The organism is Microbulbifer regidiadema (SeqCode) (genome assembly GCF_052467605.1).
In genome coordinates, this window is the sequence record NZ_CP174316.1 from 4,260,521 (window position 1) to 4,277,385 (window position 16,865).

Here is a 16,865-nt window from a genome sequence, read left to right on the forward strand (position 1 = left end):
ATTCGCATTACAATTCTGTAAAAGAACCTTACTCATGAACAATCCAGATCTCAACGAGGCCACGCCGGGCGTCGCTGTAGGGGCTTCTAATGCTCAAAAAATGAGCTCGACTACTTCTGAGCAGCGGGCCAATATGACTGCGGAAGACCGAAAGGTCAAATTTGCTGGTGAAAAATTGTCGGCTAACTGTTTCTTTAATGCGCTACTGCGTGAAACCGATTGTGGCCAATGGCACGAGCAGAGCGGCGCCTTGCTCCCTCAGGGGGTCAGGCTTCCCGCAGTTTCTGTGCCCCTGCCGGCAACGAATTCTGAGCTGTGGCTCAATGTGACCTACCGCAGCGAATGTGGCAGGCATCAGTTCGATTTGCCGATAGTTTGGCAACAAAACCCTGCACAGAGTCAAACGGTCTCAATGGCGGATTGTGCTCAGTTGATCGCCGCTGAACCGGCATTTTTCCCCGGTGCAAGTGAGCAGTCGCGCAAGGTGTTTGTCGAGCGTGTGCAGGCGAGTGTGCGCAATATGACCCAAGCCTTGCAGGCGCGCGATGAAGAGATGGCCCACTTGTTTGAGGGTGTGCTGTCTTTTGCTGAGTCTGAGCAAGCCCTGCTCTGCGGCCATTCTATCCACCCGACCCCGAAGAGCAGGGAGCCCTTCACCGATCGAGACGCCGAGCGCTTTGCGCCGGAATTCGGCAATAGCTTTGCACTGATGTGGTTGGGGGTCGATCCTCAGTTTTTATCCGGTGCTAGCGGAGCCCAAGTGTCGGAGGAGCAGTTGGCGGCTTTGCTTGGTGAAACTGATGGTGCGCCACAGCCGCCGGAGGGCTTTGTCGCAGTGCCCGCTCACCCCTGGCAGTGGCAGCAATTGCAGAGCGACCAGCGAATCGTCCAGTTATTGGAGAGCGGCAGAATCGTTGAACTGGGTGCGGGCTCGGGGGACTGGCGGGCGACTTCATCACTCCGCGCAGTTTACAGCGCTGACAGCCCCTATATGTTGAAGTTCTCTCTCAGCCTGCGCCTGACGAATTCGGTGCGCACTCTGCAACCGAAGGAAATGGTCAGGGGGCTGGAAGTCTTAAAGGTGCGAGATACGCCCGTCGGCCAGGAATTTGCGCGCCGTTATCCCAATTTCCAAGTTTTGGCCGAACCCGCCTATCTGATGTTAACGGATGAAAGCGGAAGCCCGATGATCGAAAGTCTGGTGATGTTCCGTGAAAACCCGTTTGTTGGCGAGGCGGCAGAGAATACCTGCCTGCTGGCCACTTTGACCCAAGATCACCCGGGGACAGATGATTGCCGCGCGGCTCAACTTATCGGCCAGCTGGCACAAGAGCAAAATATATCTTCTATCGCGGCGAGCAAACGCTGGTTTGATGCTTTTCTCGATGCAGTGATAGAACCCCTGTTAATAGCCCAGGCAGATTTTGGGATTTTGTTTGGCGCTCATCAGCAGAACTTAATTATGCGTTTTGAGGGGGCCCTGCCAGTGGCGGGTTATTTCCGCGATTGCCAAGGTAGCGGTTACAGCCGCCTCGGTGAAGAATTGTTGAAGCCCTATTTACCAAATCTCGCCGAAAATAGTGTAAACGTATTTGATGAGGAAATGGCTAATCGTCTGTTCGTTTACTATCTCATCGTTAATAGTTGTTTTGGAGTAATTTCAGCGATCGCCGCTGCCGGACTTGTAAGCGAAAGGGTCCTATTAAATCAATTTCGCGATCGTCTGCAATTTCTGTATGACGGCCAGCGACGCGATCGCAGCTGCCTCGCCTATTTGCTTCAATCCGCGCAAATTTGGGCAAAGGGGAATTTCCAGTGTGCGGTGATTGGTATGAACGAAACTACGAGTGAAAACCCTCTCTCGATCTACCATTCCATGGATAACCCGTTGAAAGCAACTGAAAGTGTATCTGCCACAGAGCCTGGTAGTACAGACCTTGCAGAGCAATAAGGATTGTATGATGAACGATGTAACGGCTGGCACTGCAAAGCAGGATCTCAGGACCGGCACACTACCCGATGGAAGATACTGGACAGTGGAGGGTGAGGGTTATCAATGTCAATTAGATGCGAGTAGTTTGTTTACAGTACTGCACGCAGAGAATAGTAATCGGGCGCAGATACATATTTCCCCGGATAAGGCTGAGTCATCAGAACTGGATGCCTGGCTGGATTGGCTGTTTGGTGTTCACAGCACTATTAAGCGGATTGAACTTTTATCTTTAAGCGGGGAAAAACTCAAAGAAGTTTTTAAATCTGATTTCTACCAGCGCACCGACATTTGGTATCGCGGCAATAATGCAGGAACCTTTCCCCTGCGATGGGTTGAAAATGCCCAGGGTACAAAGCATCCGCTCAGAGCGGAGCCTGTAAAGGGCGAGGTATATCGCCGTCATTTTTATTCTCTCGGAATGGATTTCAGTTTTCGTCATTTGGATCTGGATAGTGATCTTGAACTCTTCACTAGCTGGATGAACATGGATCGTGTGGCCAAATTTTGGGAAGAGGAAGGAGGAATAGACAAACAGCGAAAGTTTATCCAGGAGGTTATTCAGGATCCGCATAAGTACCCGTTAATTGCCTGCTTTGATGATGTGCCCTTTGCTTATTTTGAGATTTATTGGGCATTCGAGGACCGCATAGCACCTTACTACGACTGCCAGCCATTTGACCGCGGCGCTCACATGTTGGTGGGCAACAATCGTTTTCTGGGACGGCGCTATGCACTAGCCTGGTTTAACGCGGTCTCGCATTTTATGTTCCTGGATGATTGCCGAACTCAGACACTGGTTGGTGAGCCGAGAGCTGATAACGGTCCCCTATTAAAGTATATCAATGGCACTTTTGGCTGGAAAAAAGTAAAAGAGTTTGATTTTCCCCACAAGCGAGCCGCACTAGTTACCTGCGATAGAGCTGAGTTCTTTGAGAGTATGGGGGAGATATGAAACAACACAGTTACTGGAAACAGGTCAATCAAAAAGTCCTGGCTAAATCTTTAGCAGAGCTCTGCTACGAGCAAGCTTTAAGTGCTCAGCAAGAGTCTGATCAATCCTATAGGGTTAGACTCAAGTCTGGGGTGAGCTATCAGTTTAACGCTGTCCTAACTATCTGGGATTGGCTCCTGATTGATGAGGAGACTATTCAGAGGCATCAGGATGGCGAGAAGCGCACTGCGGATGATGCGTCTCAGTTTTTTATTGATGCTGCTGAGGATCTGAAAATAACTGCCAGCACACTGGGCAATTTATTACACGAACTGTCGAATACCTTAGCTGCCGATATGGCCTTGCTTGAGAAGCGTGAAGGTTGTACGGCAGACGATATGGCCAAGTTTGCCGATGAGCAGTTACAGTGCTTCTTGGATGGGCACCCAAAGGCGATGGTCAATAAGGGGCGTATTGGTTGGGGCGCGCAAGAATTTCGCGCCTATGGCACAGAGTCTGCGGCAAGTGTTCGCTTTTTATGGTTGGCCGTGCGGCGCGAGCTGACCGTTAATGGGCATAGCGAGCACTGGCCCTGGCAGCAGCTATTAGAGGAGAGCCTCACTGCTGAGCAAGTACAGTTGATGGAAGAGGTCTGTCGGGAAAAAGAGATAAGCTGGCAGGATTTTATTCCCCTCCCGGTACATCCGTGGCAGTGGCAGCATCATATTTGTCAGCATTACGCCTTGCAATTAACTCGTGGGGATATCGTTCTTCTGGGCGAGTTTGGTGATGAGTATCTGCCGCAGGTTTCGTTGCGCACATTCTCTAACCTATCTCGCCCGCAAGCACTGCATGTTAAATTGCCTTTGACGGTGCTAAATACTTCGTGCTATCGCGGTATTCCCGGAAAATATATGCAGTGTGGGCCGGCGTTATCACAGTGGGTGCAAAATCTCTGCGATAGAGATGAAGATTTGTCTACACGTGGTACTGGTATTTTGCAGGAAGTTGCCGGTTTGCATGTTCCCAACCCCTATCATGAGCAAGTGCAGGGAACGCCTTACCGCTATCGAGAGATGTTGGGAGCAACTTGGCGTCAAAGTCCAGCGAGCCATTGTGCGGCGGGGGAGCGCCACTTGTTGATGGCAGCACTGTTGCAAAAGGATTCCAGCGGGAAATCTATTGTGGCAACACTTATTGAGCGCTCAGGGCTCTCTGTGGAAAAGTGGTTGGAATATCTCTTTGATGCCACTGTTGTGCCGCTGTATCACTTGCTCAGCCGCTACGGGATCGGTTTAGTTGCACACTCGCAAAATTTGACCTTGGTATTAACGGAAGATCGCGTAGCGCGGGTTCTGTTAAAAGATTTTCAGGGAGATCTACGCCTTGCCCAAGGAGATTTTCCAGAGCGGAGTGATATTCCATCATCAGCTTTACAGGTTCTGGATCAGCTGCCTCCAAATTATATTATCCATGACCTTTTTACCGGGCACTTTGTTACGGTCTTGCGTTATCTTTCCTCCCAGTTGATGCTAGAACTGAATTTTCCCGAGCTTAAGTTTTATAGCGTATTGGCTCAAGTACTGCGTGCTTATCAAAAAATGGCAGTAGCAAAAAATCCGCTAATGGCTGAGCGGTTCCAGTGTTTTGATGTTTTTCGTGCCCATATAGAGCGGGTTTGTATTAACCGGGTGCGTTTATCGCAAGGTTATGATGATAGTGCGGAAAGACCGGTACCTATAGTTGGAGGCGACTTGGAAAATCCCCTTTGGCTATCAGAGCAGAAGCCAGAGAACGAAACATCTAAAATTAATACAGTTTCTCCCACAGAGGTATAATTATGAGCAATATATTAGATTTAGCTGGTATCGGCGCCGGTCCCTTTAACCTGGCTGTCGCTGCCCTAATGTGGGATAAATCTCTAACACACCGATTTTTTGAGGCGAAAGCAGAGTTCTCCTGGCATCCGGGGTTGATGTTGCCTGGCGCTATGATGCAGACCTCCTATTTAAAGGACCTAGTCACACCTGTCGACCCGACCAATCCATGCAGTTTTCTTGCTTATTTGGTTGAGAAACAACGCTTTTACGACTTTCTGAACGCTGAGCAGCGCACAGTTAGCCGTCGCGAGTTTGCGGATTATTTGGGCTGGGCTGCCAAGCGCCTGGACGCTGTAGAGATGGGGAGCCGGGTACAAAGCGTTGTAGATAAAGGCAGCTATTTTGAGCTGGATATCCATGGCCCCAAGGGGCAGGAGCTGGTCAAGGCTAAAAATATCTGTGTTGCCGGTGGTAAGAAGCCCCATATCCCGGAGTTTTGCCGCCCTCAATTATCTGGATCTTGTTTCCATGCGTTGGAGATTGCGCTGCGCAATCCCGATGTTCATGGTAAGCGGGTTGCTGTTATAGGCGGCGGCCAAACCGGGGCTGAGGTAGTTATTAATTTACTGAATAAGCAGTGGGGAAAACCGGAGCAGGTTACCTGGGTTTCCCGTCGCAGTAATTATCTCCCCTTGGATGAAACACCATTTACCAATGACTGGTTTACACCGGCATATGTCGATGTATTCCGTCAGCTGTCGCAGCCGCGCAAGGAGCAGGTTGTGGCAGAGCAAAAGCTGGCCTCGGATGGTATTTCACCGGATACCCTAAAAGAATTGTACCAGCTGTTTTATCGATTGGTACACCTGGAGGGCGATAGGGATCGGATGGTGCTGATGCCTAATCGTGAGATGGTGGATCTTTCTAATTACGGTGCTTATCGAATCCAGTTGCAAAACCATCTGCTCGGTGGCGCTGATGGGCAAGAGTGGCTGGATGCGGATATTGTTATTTTATGTACGGGGCTTAGTGAAGCGCTGCCGCCTTGTATTGCACCGCTACAGGACCGTATCGTTCGGGATGAGGAGGGACGCCTACTCCTGAATGATGCGTTTTCCGCCCAATTAAAAGATGATGACAGTGATCGCCGGCTTTATTTCCTGGGAACTGGACGATTTAGCCACGGTATTGCCGAGCCACAACTCAGCCTTTCCGCCTGGAGAGCTGCACGGGTGGTTAATGATTTACACCGTGAAACGGTGTACAACAACCAACAGCCAAACCATTATATGAACTGGATTAGCCCTAAAAAGGCTAAAGAGGCTGCGGTAGCCTAATTTATGCTAATCAGTGGTCGAATGCTTAATTCGATCACTGATCTTTCTATCCTTTTGGCAGTCCGGCAAAAGTAATCACTACTCGGTGACGCCTAATAAAATTTTATATGCCGGCGGTAACGCGAGCATTTCTCCAGTGGACCTTGCATTCCACAAAATCGATACGGCCATTATCTTTATACACTCTCCGTTGATCACTCCCCGGTATTTTGCGGTCTACTTATAAATTGCAAGTTCGGCCAAGCGAGTAGTTGAGGTACTTGGGCGAGTCTTCCCCTCAAGCATATTCAGAAATGGGTATTGCGGTGCTGATCTTTACTAATAAGCCCCAGAGATGCCAGGGTTACTGGTTGGATTGAATAGTGGAGTGTAACTTGGGATTTTATCTATCTGCGGCAGGTATAACTGAGCGCCAGTGATTCCGCTTGAAGGTAATCGCTATACGGGGCAAATATGGACTGGTCAATTCTGCAATTGCTGCCAGCGTTAAAGTTAATAGGTTGGCAGGCGGAAGTCGGAACCTAAGAATCGCTCCCTTGAGTTGGGTGTTGAGTGCCACTGCTCTGGAAGCTTTCTAGGGGAACCTAAATTTAGATAAATAAACATAAAATGGAAAGTTATAAACACTTGCATAGATATAGATTTTCCAGTTATCGAACACTGACTTGAATCTGCCTATTTTTGTGCGAGCTTATTTTGTAGTAGCCCTAAACTGTTTTTGCCTAACGAATAGGTGAGGTTTTCATACAGGGCTACTTTCACTTAAAAAACTCTTCAGGGGGTTCTCCGGAAGCATTTTATTGATTTCATTACACCCATGTACTTTCCCGCAGAGGGGTTAACCATGACTTCCCCGGATAAAATTTTGGTTTAAAGGTGGCGCAAAATGCGGGGTTAGTTTCCCTCCATGTGCAATACTTTTTGGGTACTGGACCGCCGGTCTGGTGTGCGGTGAGCAAGGAGGGAGCCTGCGATGCGTTTAAATTCAACTTTGGCACAGGGACGGTATCACTACAGTTGTGATGGCAGGGAAATGCCCGTACAGGATAGTTGGCAGCTGGGGGATGATGAGCAGGGGCGGCGCTCATTGATCAGTCGGCGTTTAGTGGGAGAGCAGGGGTTTGGTATCGAAGTGTTCGCCTCTCTAGATGGTGGCCTGGTGAGTGAATGCGAGGTGTACTGGCGGGATGAAGTTGACGAAGTGAGCGCCCACTATAAATTGATACCTGAGGACGGCAAGAGGCCGGCATTGGGGGATGATATTGAAGTCTGTTGGACGGGCCCCAATGGTCCTCAGCACCTCAATCTGGAGGGCGAACAGCGGCTTTTGTTTCCATTGATGCGGGTATTTATGGGGCCGGTACTATCGAGGCTGGTACAGCACGAAAGAGGGTTGGAAGTCGTTTCCCCTGATATTGTCGATCCATCCCAGCGGGGCAAGTTGCTCTCCCCCAGGGTCAGCCATCGCACCGCAAAACCTATGGTTGGGGATGTTTCGGGGCAGAAGGCCCAGGAATTGGGTGCCGATATCTGCGCATATATTTATCAGGGCGATGAAGCTGAGAGAGATGCCCACTGCTATGTCGATAGCCGCAGCTTGCTGGTGGGCTATGACTGGCCGTCTAGTACCGGGCGCCTGTGGCAGGTTCGGCTTAGAGATTTGGAGTGGTCGTCGAGCCTGGGAGGCCTATTTTAGTCGCCAAAATAGACTAAATATCCGCTATTGGTCATAAGGATATGTCGATATGGGGCCAATCTTATTGCCCGGGTAGGCTTTTCAGTTTTTTTGTGCTGTTTTGGGGGGCAATAGCAGCCCTTTTAGTTCTATTGGTCATACTGTCACTATAATCGCAATATTGCGTAATGGGACTTATCACCCTCTCCAGTGTAAGCTTGCACCCTATTTGCAAGAAATGACTAGGGGGAAGCGTTTTGTCCTACTATCGAAGGGGAGTTTATGTCGGGCTCGCATTACTTTCTTCCGCTGTACTAGCAGCACCATTGCCACCTGCTTATGCCGAAGAGGCGCCTGAATCAACTTTCTCTCTCGGTGTTGAGGACAGCCCGCAAACTCTGCATGAGCGCTGCCTGAACGAGCAAATTCTGATTTCAGATGCCGATGTCACAATAAGAGAGATTCGGAATATCTGTGCAGAAAGGGTCAGAGCCGAGCTCACCCTGGAAGAGGGCCCGGTGATAGCGGATGTTATTGTCGATGAGTATGAAGAGGAACTGCCTACCGACAAGATCTTGTTAGGCGGCCGGGCCCAGGCGATCAGGGATGCGGCCAATAACCCGTTTACTTTGGCATCCCATAAAGCCAACTATGTGTTGCCTTTAACCTACAACCCGGCCCCGGAAGAGGGGGGACTGGCGGATATTGAAGGTATCGCTGAGGCCGAGGAGCTGGACAATGTCGAAGTGCAGTTTCAGCTCTCTGTCCAGGTGCCTGTTTGGCGGGGGTTTTTGGGACAGGCTTCTGTACTGAGTGTAGCCTATACCAATCGCAGTTTTTGGCAGGCGTATAATTCCGATGACTCATCTCCGTTCCGCGAGACGAATCACGAACCGGAATTGATTTTAAGCTGGCTCAATGACTGGAGTGTGTTTGGTTGGCACAATGTTGCCAATCAGGTGGCGATCAATCACCAGTCCAACGGGCGCAGTGAGCCCTATTCGCGCAGTTGGAATAGGATATATGCAAACTTTATTTTTGAGCGGGATAACTATTCCCTTAGCTTCAAACCTTGGTATCGAGTTCCAGAAGATAAGGATGACGATGACAACCCGGATATCGAGCACTACCTGGGACATTTCGAACTGGGTGGGCGCTACCGGGATGGAGACCACACCGTTTCACTGATGCTGCGCAATAATTTGCGCTCAGATAATCGCGGTGCTGTAGAACTCACCTGGGGCTTCCCCCTCGGCAAGCGCGTCGATGGTTATGTTCGCTATTTCAATGGCTATGGTGAGAGCCTCCTCGATTACGATGAATCGGTGCAGACTTTGGGCTTCGGATTTATTTTAGCCCAGGGGTTTTAATCAATGGCGAGAGTGTATTTTTGATCAATAGGCTCTCGCTTTTTTCCTGTTAAGCTGACTCATTACAAGGGTTTGTTCATGGCCTTTGATGATAGTTACCGCCTCAGTGCTCACGCAGTCATTACCAATAGTGCTGGAGAAGTATTACAGCTGAAAGCCACTTACGCCGAGCGCCGCTGGGGTTTGCCCGGCGGCGCACTGGATCCGGGTGAAACTGCCCATGAGGCTTTGGTACGGGAGTGTCATGAAGAGCTTGGTCGCGAGGTGCGAATTGAGTACCTCAGTGGCGTTTATTACCACAATTTTTACAATTCCCACGTTTTTATTTTTCGAACTCATTTTATTAATGAGGGTGACTGTATCCTCTCCGATGAACACTCCCAGTGGGCCTACTTTCCCCTGCATAAACTCTCTGCTGTGCAGCGCCACAGGGTTGAAGATTGCCTGACCTTTGATGGGATTGTGCGTAGCGCAAAGTTCTAACTTTATTATCTTCCTTGGCAATAGTTCTGGTTTGCCTGCAGACATTTGGCGAAAATCGCCAAATGTATAACAGTCGCAGAATTCCCCTCCCGCCTACATTAGTATTTGCCCTCTGGTGTTTATTGCCCTGGAATTCCAGAGCCGTCGCCATCGGCGGGGCTTTATAAAAGTAAATAAAATCAAATAGTTAAATAATAGATACAGTAAGCGGCACACAGTGGCAGGCTATGCTGATGGATAAGAATTATGGGTTTGGAATTGAATATGCCTGAATTGGGCAATCTCAGTGAAAGCAGTTTTAAGTTGGAGTGCCGGGTCGCTTTGGTCAGCTCTGATAGCAAATTAGCCAATGACTGGATTACGGCGCTCAACAATACAGCTGCGGTACACGACAATCCTTTTGGTCTCCACTTTACCGCCGTAGCGCCGGCTGAAGCTGAAAGGCTGGCAAGGGAAGAGGACTGCCTACAGGCGGTTATTATTGACGGAGGCAGTGATGGCCAGGGGCTGGATAGTGCCGATGAGCTTGCTGACCGGATACACGCATTGCGTTCCCAACTCAATATCTTTTTGGTTGCCCACAGCGGCTTTGCCGGTACCACTTCCAAGCCGGGCAAAACCGGTTCCAAATCTCTAGCCAACTTGCGCCGCCGCTTTGATGAGCTGTTCGACCGCCGCGAAGGCAACTTCAATCATATGTTCCGCTTGGTGCAGGCATTTATTGCTCGAAGAGCATCGACGCCTTTTGCCGACACACTAAAAGAATACGTTTTCTCGGCCCGGGATGCCTGGCACACCCCCGGCCATTCCGGTGGCGATAGCTTGCGCAACAGCCCCTGGGTGGGGGACTTCTATCGCTTTATGGGCGAGCATATCTTCAATACGGACCTGTCCGTATCCGTCCAGGTCTTGGATAGTTTACTCGAGCCCCACTCGGTGATTCAGGAGGCTCAGGATCTGGCAGCTCAGGCTTTTGGGGCCCGCCACACTTTCTTTCTGACCAATGGCACCTCTACCGCAAATAAAGTGGTTATCCAGCAAATCCTAGGCGGTGGCGGAAAAATTATTGTTGACCAGGCCTGTCATAAATCGGTTCACCACGCGATTGTTATGAATCGCTGTGAGCCGGTTTACCTGAAGTCTGTACTGCACCCCGAGTTTGGTATTTACGGGCCGGTTAAGCGCTCAGATATTGAGGCGGCCCTGGATCAGCACAGTGATGCGCGCTTACTGGTGATCACCTCCTGTACCTATGATGGCTTGCGCTATGATCTCAAGCCAATTATTGATTATGCCCATGAGCGCGGAGTGAAAGTACTGGTGGACGAAGCCTGGTTTGCTCACGGTTTCTTCCACCCGGAGCTGCGCCCCACGGCGCTGGAGTGTGGCGCAGATTATGTAACCCAGAGTACCCACAAGATGCTGTCCGCCTTCTCCCAGGCCAGTATGATCCATGTGCAGGACCCGGACTTCGATGAATTCCGCTTTCGCGAAAACCTGAATATGCACGCCTCCACCAGCCCCCAGTACGCGATGATTGCCAGTCTCGATGTGGCCCGCAAGCAAATGGCCATGGAGGGATACGGCCGTTTGAAGCAGTGTCTACAAATGGTGGAAACCTTGCGCAACGCCGTCAATGAGACCGGTGTATTCCGCGCGCTCACCCGCGATGATCTGATTGCTGCCCCCCTTGCCGCTGATAATATTCGCCTCGATCCCACCAAGGTGACGATTGATATTTCCAAGAGTGGTTATTCTGGCAATGAAATGCAGATTAAACTATTCGACCAGTATGGTATCCAGGTGGAAAAGACCACCTACAATACCATCACTGTGCTTGTAACCCTCGGCAGCACTGAGAGCAAGCTGCTTCGCTTGATTCATGCGCTTAAGCAATTGGCTGGCAATACTCACAAGCGTATTCATATTGGATCGCCGAGACGTCTGCCGGAATTTACCCGTTTCACCTGTTTGCCGGCGGATGCCTACTTTTCGGCAGCGGAAGAACTGCCGCTAATGGATAATGGCACAGAGGCCATCGAGAATCTGGTTGGCCGCACCAGTGCCGATGAAATTGTTCCCTATCCTCCAGGTATCCCCGTTCTTGTACCTGGCCAGGAAATCTCGGCGCAAATAGTACAGTTTTTACAGCAACTGCTTCAGGGGCAGAATACAACGGAAATCCACGGCCTGATTTTCCGCTCTGATGAGCCGATGCTGAGGGTCGTTAAGGAATCTTCCCAAGCCAAGTCCGGCAAAGCGCGATCCTCTGTCGCGAAAAAGGCAGGGAAATCGTAAAATCCTGGAATCCGGCATGGAGGCCGGTATGCTTGAAAGCCCACACTCTGTACTTATTGCCGGTGCTTCCGGCGGTATTGCACAGGCTATTGGCGCCGAAATTATTCGGCGCTATCCCCAGACCCGGCTGCTGACTCTAAGCCGAACGAGCGTTGACAGGATTCCCGGCCACGCCGGCGAGCGCCACCATCTATCCGTTGCTCTGGATGGGCCTGAGTCGGTTGATGCCGTTGGAAGTTTTTTGGCTGAGCAGCCATCCCCCCCGCACTGGATTATCAGTTGCTGCGGTATTTTGCACGATGAATTTCAGCGGCCGGAGAAGTCTCTGTCGCAGTGTGAGGATCGCTGGTTATTGCAGTCTATGCGGGTCAATGTGCTTTCGCATTTGCATTTGGCCCAAGCTGTGGACGGAATCTTACCGCGCAGGTCGTCTCTGCTGTGGGCCTCGCTATCGGCAAAGGTGGGAAGTATTGCGGATAACCAGCTCGGTGGCTGGTATAGCTACCGCGCCAGCAAGGCGGCATTAAATATGCTGATTAAGAATCTGTCTATTGAGTGGGCGCGCAAGCTGGAGGAGAGCTGTGTCGTTGCGATTCATCCGGGCACCACAGACACCTCACTGTCTAAGCCTTTTCAGGCTAATGTACCGCCAGATAAACTCTATAGCCCGGCAGTGAGCGCCAACCGTATTGTGAATATCCTCGGCCAGTTGGTCGCATCAGATAGCGGAAAATTCCTATCCTGGGATGGCAGTGAGATATCCTGGTAGCGCTTGCGCTGACAGATTTAAAAGACGGCGGGAAAGAACACCCTGCACTCGGACCGCATAAGGCATGGGTGCCGCTTGTGAGCTTACAGGGGTATATCACCGCGCAGGGTATTCTTTCCTTTTATATTGGAGGGGTTAGCTCACCAGAGGGTTGCCGCGCTCCAGAATTGTGGCGATATCGATACCGGTCGGCAGGCTCCCAGTATTGTGTGTACCACTGGCCCCAAGCCTGGATTTAATAAAGGCGTCAGTAACACAGGCACTGTTCCCCTGTAACAGCAGGTGCGCCTGCATGGTGAGGGCCATTTGATCAACAATATGGCGGGCGCGATATTCAAACTGGTTTAGGTCGAAAAGCTCTCTGCGCAACTTATCAACCGCAGTATCAAAGAGTGTATTTACCCCCCGGCTAATATCCAGCTCATCAAACCAGTGGCTAATAACGGCCGGTGTTTTAGTAATCGCGCGCAAAACATCCAGTGCCTGGATATTGCCTGAACCCTCCCAAATGGCATTAATTGGCGCATCTCGGTACAGCCGTGCGGTTATAAAGTTCTCGATGGCGCCATTGCCCCCCAGGCACTCCATTGCCTCATAGGCGTGGTGGGGACTGCGTTTACATATCCAGTATTTTCCCACTGCGGCGCCAAGTCTGAGGAGCATTTTTTCGTGCTCCTTGTCCTCCTGGTCCATAGCTCTGGCCATACGCATGGTAAGGGCAAGGGAGCCCTCAACTTCCAAATGAAGATCGGCCAGCACATTCTGCATCAGAGGTTGCTCAATCAGCTTCTTTCCAAAAGCCTTGCGCTTACTGGCGTTGTATATTGCCTGGATAACGGCTTGCCGCTGCCCCGCAGATGAGCCCACCATACAGTCAAATCGGGTAAGTGCCACCATCTTGATGATGGCGCTGACCCCGCGTCCTTCCTCGCCAATCAACCAGCCCAGTGCGCCGCGTATCTCAACTTCTGACGAAGCGTTGGAGACATTGCCACACTTTGTTTTCAGGCGTTGAATTTCTAAGGGGTTTTTCGTGCCATCTGGGCGCCAGCGGGGGACCAGAAAGCAGGATAGGCCAGCGGGCGTCTGGGCGAGAATTAGAAAAGCGTCGCACATGGGGGCAGACATAAACCACTTATGCCCCAGTAATTCGTAGGTGCCATCGTCGAGAGGGATTGCGGTGGTCGTATTTGCCCTGACGTCTGACCCTCCTTGTTTTTCTGTCATGCCCATGCCAATCGTCAGTGAACTTTTCTCAAAATAGGGGCGGTTACTGCCGTCATAGGTGCGGTTGGTGATCTTGGGTATCCACTCCCGGGCAATTTCAGGGTTTAACTCAAGAGAGGGGATTGAAGCGAAGGTCATAGTAACCGGACAACCGTGGCCGGCTTCGAGTTGGGAGTGCAGATAGTTTTTCGCCGCCCTGGCTACATTGGCGCCAGGACCGGGATCGGTCCAGGGGGCGCTGTGTAAACCCTCGGAGAGTGCCAGTTGCATTAATTGATGGTATGCGGGGTGGTATCGAACCAGGTCGATACGCTGGCCTGAGCGATCGTGACTTTCAAAGATGGGGGTAAATTCATTGGCAATATACCCTCTCTCTATCATTTCTGGCCTGCCACAGACCTCCCCATAGCGCTCCAGTTCGGCCTCGGCCCAATGTGCCCCATTGAGATGTATGGCCTCCTGTAATGCGCAGTCGCCCATATAAAGGTTGTGACCAGATAGGGGAGGAACTTGATTGACAACTGGGTATATGGATTTGTAATCCGATCCGGCAGTTTTACTGTTCATAGATTTACCCTAAGAGTGTGGGGCTATTTGATTGGGAGAACTTCTCAAGCATTTTTTGATACCGGCATGTAGAACAATTCATAATTAAGGCGCTGCCTTACAGGAATGTCTATTTTTTTTAAAACGTTCGTATCGTTCTGAAAGTCTCTTATGCAGAAATTCCCTGCATCTATAGAGAGATTAGGAAATTATACAAGCATATTTCATATGGCTCTTTAACTGGTACGATCCCAGTGGTTTATCCAGGGAAATCCTCCAGAAAACCGCTGTATATAAGCGCAAATCAGGCACTTTTTGATCACTATTTAATCTGCTGGCTTGTGAGCAGGAACTTTGCTGCTTTTATTCTCAAAGCCCGATTTTATGCAGCTAGCGCAATAATTATTCGATCAAATATGGTTTAAAAGTAATTTGCTGAAATTTATATTTTATTGCTATCGAATACCATTTGCGGGTATATCTCTACTAAAGCTCGAATGCCTTATGTTTGTCGCCTTGTTGCCGAGGGTTGTTTTAAAAAGCTGTTTATTGGTCGATTTTAATCTGATAATAGTGTGGACCAGTACAAAAAAAATGATATTTCGCAGGTTTTGATTTGGCCAAAAAATCTATACCAAAGCATGTTAAATTACATTTTTATTTGCCTCTATATGATACTTTTGTATTACCAAACGTCGTAAAAGAGTACGCTTGGCACACTTAAGATTGAATTTTTGCTATCTAGATCACTATTGGTTGCAGTGAGGGGGTTGATCGAATAGATTTAGCTCACAGCGTAAGGTGATCGTGGAAGCTGATTAAAAATAGTTAAGTTGGAAACAGGCTGAAATATAAAAGGACTCCACATTGGGGGAACCCAGATGAATTTGCATAAGGAATATGCACCACTAAAGGTCGTTAGCCCTAAGTCAGAAAAAACGGGGGTTGCGGTTGCTTTCTTGACCGCATGCGTCAATCTCCAGTCGTCGATATTTGCTGGGCGGATTGAAGATGAATTTAAAACCAGTTGCGCTATTCTACAGCGTTCGACACTTTCATCTCTAAGTGATATTAAGGCTGAATATCTTCTGCTTGATTGTGCCGATATTTCCCAGTCTGATCTTGAACTGCTACTGAGGGAGATACACGCTTTAGCGAGCCCCCCTAATCTTGTACTAATCAATGTTGATGAAAATGCCGATATTGATTTTGTCCTGCACTGGGAGAAAGTTTTGGGGTTGATGCCCGCCGAGTGCGATGCAAAAGTCATCATGGAGAGGTTAGGCAGGATATTCTCAGGGGAATACTGGTTCCCGAGAAATGTACTCCATAACTTCCTCAGGCAGCATAGAAAGCCTAAAAAGTGGTGTGACAAAGCTTCTAACTTGACGCAGAGAGAGCGGCAAATCTTACAGTTAATCTGTGACTGTAATACCAATGCCAATATCGCTGAAGCTCTATGCGTCAGTGAACATACCGTTAAGAGCCATCTGTATAAAATTTATAGAAAAATAGGCTGTAGGAATCGCCTGGAAGCAAGCAGTTGGGCCAGTCAAAATTTGTAATACTATGAAATTAATTTTTTTACGTTCACTTGCATCTGCTATCGTGTTTTCATGTATTGTTTGCACTAGCTTCGCCCAGGATACAGAAGATCAAAGCGCCGAGGAGTCCCTGTTAACAGGGTTGATCATCGATAATACCGTAAGTGGTATTGGGCATGAGTTTGCCAGATCTCTTTCTATTTATATTTCGACTAATATGGTGGGTTTTGATTATAACCTTACTGTACACGAGAGACCGTCGGCGAGGTGGGGAAGTGTTGTCTGGGTGACTTTTGAAAGTAAACAAGTTTTCAAAACAGTGATTTATCCCGGGCGCAGGAAGTTTGATGAAATCGTTGGGCAAGCTGCGGCACAGATAAATAATAATGTTCGGCAGCAAAGATTACAGAGTCTTTTGTCTCAAAATGTTGATTTAGCGGGAGATGAAATATAATGAAAAAGCAGATTGTAGCAGTTATTTTTTTGTTGTCTTTTTCTGGGGTGGTGAGTGCAACTGAGCTGGTGTATACACCGGTTAACCCATCATTTGGGGGTAACCCTCTCAATGGTACCTATTTATTAAATAATGCCAGCGCGCAGAATGATAAAAAGGACCCGGATTCTGCAAGTTCTCCATATTCTGAGACCTCCTCTCTGGATCGCTTTACTGACACACTGGAGTCCCGTCTGCTCTCACAGTTGCTGACAGATGTAGGGAATGGCAATGATGGTACCTTGGTAACTGATGACTATATTGTCAACATTCTTGATATTGATGGTGAACTGACAATCACGATTACTGATGTTGTAACAGGTGAGATATCTGAAATTGTCGTAGTGGGTCTAAACCCGAGCAACTAGTTAAATAGCAT

General features: G+C 49.3%; 13 protein-coding genes. 12 read left to right on the forward strand and 1 reads right to left on the reverse strand.

Going from position 1 to position 16,865, the window contains the following annotated elements; translation table 11 throughout:
• Window positions 1-34 precede the first annotated feature (34 nt).
• From ACJJIF_RS19280 to ACJJIF_RS19320, 9 genes are all read left to right on the forward strand, one after another.
• Window positions 35-1,951: an IucA/IucC family protein gene (locus ACJJIF_RS19280; RefSeq protein WP_444929894.1), complete on the forward strand. Its 1,917-nt coding sequence runs from the start codon at window positions 35-37 to the stop codon at window positions 1,949-1,951.
• A 10-nt stretch (window positions 1,952-1,961) separates the two neighbouring features.
• Complete coding sequence (locus ACJJIF_RS19285) at window positions 1,962-2,945, forward strand: GNAT family N-acetyltransferase (RefSeq protein ID WP_444929895.1); 984 nt, start codon at window positions 1,962-1,964, stop codon at window positions 2,943-2,945.
• On the forward strand, window positions 2,942-4,762 hold the full coding sequence (locus ACJJIF_RS19290) for an IucA/IucC family protein (protein WP_444929896.1): 1,821 nt from the start codon (window positions 2,942-2,944) through the stop codon (window positions 4,760-4,762). The genes ACJJIF_RS19285 and ACJJIF_RS19290 overlap by 4 nt, the downstream gene beginning before the upstream one ends.
• A gap of 2 nt (window positions 4,763-4,764) precedes the next feature.
• Entirely contained in the window at window positions 4,765-6,081 is a 1,317-nt protein-coding gene (locus tag ACJJIF_RS19295; RefSeq protein ID WP_444929897.1) for a lysine N(6)-hydroxylase/L-ornithine N(5)-oxygenase family protein, read from the forward strand.
• A gap of 973 nt (window positions 6,082-7,054) precedes the next feature.
• On the forward strand, window positions 7,055-7,777 hold the full coding sequence (locus tag ACJJIF_RS19300; protein ID WP_444929898.1) for a hypothetical protein: 723 nt from the start codon (window positions 7,055-7,057) through the stop codon (window positions 7,775-7,777).
• A 236-nt stretch (window positions 7,778-8,013) separates the two neighbouring features.
• Window positions 8,014-9,126 carry a phospholipase A gene (locus ACJJIF_RS19305; protein ID WP_444929899.1) on the forward strand — a complete coding sequence of 371 codons (1,113 nt, stop codon included), beginning with the start codon at window positions 8,014-8,016 and terminating at the stop codon, window positions 9,124-9,126.
• Window positions 9,127-9,204: 78 nt separating this feature from the next.
• Window positions 9,205-9,609, forward strand: coding sequence for an NUDIX hydrolase (locus tag ACJJIF_RS19310; protein WP_444929900.1), 405 nt, complete (start codon window positions 9,205-9,207; stop codon window positions 9,607-9,609).
• 246 nt (window positions 9,610-9,855) lie between these two features.
• Window positions 9,856-11,907: an aminotransferase class I/II-fold pyridoxal phosphate-dependent enzyme gene (locus tag ACJJIF_RS19315; protein WP_444929901.1), complete on the forward strand. Its 2,052-nt coding sequence runs from the start codon at window positions 9,856-9,858 to the stop codon at window positions 11,905-11,907.
• A 28-nt stretch (window positions 11,908-11,935) separates the two neighbouring features.
• Entirely contained in the window at window positions 11,936-12,676 is a 741-nt protein-coding gene (locus ACJJIF_RS19320; RefSeq protein WP_444929902.1) for an SDR family NAD(P)-dependent oxidoreductase, read from the forward strand.
• Window positions 12,677-12,811: 135 nt separating this feature from the next.
• Here the strand turns inward: ACJJIF_RS19320 and ACJJIF_RS19325 are convergent, their stop codons facing one another.
• Window positions 12,812-14,470 carry an acyl-CoA dehydrogenase family protein gene (locus tag ACJJIF_RS19325; protein WP_444929903.1) on the reverse strand — a complete coding sequence of 553 codons (1,659 nt, stop codon included), beginning with the start codon at window positions 14,468-14,470 and terminating at the stop codon, window positions 12,812-12,814.
• Between the two features lie 860 nt (window positions 14,471-15,330).
• Between ACJJIF_RS19325 and ACJJIF_RS19330 the strand changes: the two genes are divergently transcribed.
• The 3 genes from ACJJIF_RS19330 to ACJJIF_RS19340 are packed head-to-tail and all read left to right on the forward strand — an operon-like array spanning window position 15,331 to window position 16,854.
• Window positions 15,331-16,014 (forward strand): helix-turn-helix transcriptional regulator, encoded by a 684-nt coding sequence (locus ACJJIF_RS19330; protein ID WP_444929904.1) that lies wholly within the window; start codon window positions 15,331-15,333, stop codon window positions 16,012-16,014.
• Between the two features lie 4 nt (window positions 16,015-16,018).
• On the forward strand, window positions 16,019-16,447 hold the full coding sequence (locus ACJJIF_RS19335) for a CsgE family curli-type amyloid fiber assembly protein (RefSeq protein WP_444929905.1): 429 nt from the start codon (window positions 16,019-16,021) through the stop codon (window positions 16,445-16,447).
• Window positions 16,447-16,854: a curli assembly protein CsgF gene (locus ACJJIF_RS19340; protein ID WP_444929906.1), complete on the forward strand. Its 408-nt coding sequence runs from the start codon at window positions 16,447-16,449 to the stop codon at window positions 16,852-16,854. The genes ACJJIF_RS19335 and ACJJIF_RS19340 overlap by 1 nt, the downstream gene beginning before the upstream one ends.
• Window positions 16,855-16,865 lie beyond the last annotated feature (11 nt).